This is a genomic window from Caballeronia sp., assembly GCF_049581465.1.
In the GTDB taxonomy this organism is placed as follows: domain Bacteria; phylum Pseudomonadota; class Gammaproteobacteria; order Burkholderiales; family Burkholderiaceae; genus Caballeronia.
In genome coordinates, this window is record NZ_JBAUSA010000784.1 from 1 (window position 1) to 2,762 (window position 2,762).

Genomic DNA, 2,762 nt, shown 5'->3' on the forward strand with positions numbered 1-2,762 from the left:
ATTGAATACTGCCAATGGAACATTGAAAATGGTCTTCAGTTGGTCGCCGTTGTAAATGTACTTCTGCCATTTCGACACGAATATCGACGGGGTTGCAAGTACGAATCGACCGATGCAGACTTGCCGAGGGTTCGTCATCCAGTTCACTGAGAGCTCCGGGTGTTTGGGTTTTGATGCGTCGCATCCGGTGAGTAGCACAACCGTCAACAGAGCGTACAGCGGACTAATCGAAAGCATCGGTCTCGAAAGTAGCTCAAACATGTCATCTCCCCTGCTGGCGGATTAACTGAGCTACTTTGGCAACGGCATAGAGGGCCGCCCACCGAGTCCACGGATGTTCGAAACAAAACTGGTGCTCGAAGCCACCTTGTTTAAATGTCTGTTGCACACCTTTGACACCGAACTGCGCCGTGGCCGAAGTTCCAGGGACCGTCCCGTCGCCGGGTTCGTCCGCTCCTTGTACTTTTAATGTTGCGACTTGCCCTCGCACTAATATTCGCCACGTGCCTTTGTGGTCGTCGTGCAGCAACGTTGCGGCGACTAGGTCATCTTCCGACGTTCCGCGGGGAAGCGAACCTTTCCAGGTCACTGTACCGAAGCTAATCAAATTGTCCGGGCATTTCGCCTGCATACCCGCGATCGGCTCCGCCCCGCTGCCGAAGAGCGCGTAGGTTGCCGGGTGATAATTACTGGCGATAGAGCATTGGAAATCTCCTGCCGCTCGCACTGATTTAGTGAACACCGCCCGAAGAGTTTGTTTGACCTGTTTCCCCGCAAAGCTCTTTTTTATAATGCCCGCAGGGTCAATCAACGCATCGTCCGGGATCAGGCCGTACCATGCACGGCTGAGATAAATCTCAGCGGCGGAGTTTCCCGGCTTTCTGGGCAAGCTCAATATTGGTGGACCTTGCGCGTCGCAGATAAACCACCATGGGCGACCCTCCCTATAGTCCGGCATGGGCATGAGTTCAAGCGCCGATTGGGAGCTTGCCGCAACTGCCGTCCATTCTGCATCGTCACTTCCAAAAAACGCCCCGCCTTTAAAATCCTCTGCGCCGGTACGAAATCGCTTCGCTGCCATCGGAGCGCCCGTCGCAGGTTGCGCTCCGTGTATGACGCCATATATGAGTTCCTCCCCGCCCGGGACGATCTTGGCGATCGCGCGCGCCACCAATCCACCCATGGAATGGGTGACGATAATCGCCTTGGTTCCGCCGCCATATCGATCACAGATTTTCTTGATGCGGGCAAACACGGCCTCAGCGGATTTACTGTTGGATTGCGTCCAGTTGTAACCCACCGCGTGCACTGGATATTGAAAATTCGCGAATTGCTTGAGTTCGTTCTCTGTCAGTGGATCGCCGCTTTGCATCGCGCCGAAGAGCGCGGGATCGGTAAGAGTCACGGGCTTGGAAAGCCCGCTTTTCTTCCCGCCTGTGCTCGTCGGATGCTCGTGCCAATCGCCTTGTTTCTCACCGTGAAGCATTGGCTCGTTAAGTTGCTTCTGAAGGTAAGCGAGGAACCTGTGATAGCTCCATCGATGAACTTGTCCCCAGCCACGTTCTCGGGCGTCCGCCGTACTCAGACCTGACTCGCCCACGTCGATATCGTCGCGATCATCGACCACCGTGTCGTTCGGATTGAGGCGGATTTGGCGGGTTGTGGCATTGCGAAAAGACCAGCCCAGCAGCGAGAAGATGGCTCCGATCGTATCGGCTACGCCAGTCGCGTTTGGCGGCGTCCATACTGAAGCGCCAGCAGTCGACTTCAAATTAGTCCCCATGACACCCGGCAAAAAAAATCACGGGAATGCACGGCCGGGGATCGCAATAAATCACTTTTTCACGCTTGTCGCTTGACGGCGTCAACGTCGTCCGTGATACAGAAACTCTATTTTTGTCGACCCGTGACGGAATCAGTATCTGCTGGTCGTTCATTCTCTTGTCCTTATTGTCTGTGCTGGCGACTGTGCAACCTTTGGATCCCTGGGGATCGAGGTGCGGAGCGAGAAACCCGAGGAACATGTGCAGTTAAAGCGTTTAAAAGGTGTATGCACCTCGGGTTCGCGTTGATTTGCGGTACGACACGCTGCTTTACAGAGTTACCGAATCGACGAATATCTTATTCATACGTGACGATCCAAACCGACATAATTTGTCGCATCTGCACTTTTAAGCGTCGCTTTGTTTATCCGTTTTGAGGTGCTGCGTCGGGTGTCACGCTTCTGCGCGTAATGAGTTCAAGCAAGCAGTTCAGGACAACGCTACCTTCACGAAATTTCGGCTGCAGCTTCGATCAGGATTTTTCGCATTGTTCAGTAGGCACGCTCGCACGCCGTCCGCCATGCGCACGTCTGTCTTGACCGTCGTCAGCTTTGCGACCGTTTCTTCTTTCACCAAGCGTTGTTGCGACTTCTCCGATAGCAAATCCCTCCCCGCCGGCGCACGCTCTTGCCCTTCCAACACAAAGGGGCCGAGCAATGACCATAATCAAATGGCTAACCGGCAGCGCGCTTCTCATCGCGGCGTTCTCCGTTGCCGCCGAACCCAACCACGACTGGACCTATGAAGGCGCACACGGTCCCGCTCACTGGGGCGAAATCAGCAAGGAATTCCACGAGTGCGAAAGCGGTCGCGCAGAATCGCCGATCGACATCGAGCATTCCAAGAAAGCGCCGGCCGATATGCCAAGCCTCAAAATCAACTGCCAGCCGCTCGCCATCGATATCTCCAACACCGGGCACTCCGTTCAATTCAACGCAA

At 54.8% G+C, this 2,762-nt stretch carries 2 protein-coding genes; one reads left to right on the forward strand and one right to left on the reverse strand.

Annotated features, from left to right (window positions below; all coding sequences use genetic code 11):
• Nucleotides 1-262: 262 nt before the first annotated feature.
• Nucleotides 263-1,771 (reverse strand): lipase family alpha/beta hydrolase, encoded by a 1,509-nt coding sequence (locus tag WCA53_RS19285; protein ID WP_423914231.1) that lies wholly within the window; start codon nt 1,769-1,771, stop codon nt 263-265.
• 708 nt (nt 1,772-2,479) lie between these two features.
• On the opposite strand from WCA53_RS19285, the gene WCA53_RS19290 reads away from it, so the two are divergent.
• On the forward strand, nt 2,480-2,762 hold a 283-nt coding region (locus tag WCA53_RS19290), incomplete at its 3' end, for a carbonic anhydrase family protein (RefSeq protein ID WP_423914234.1).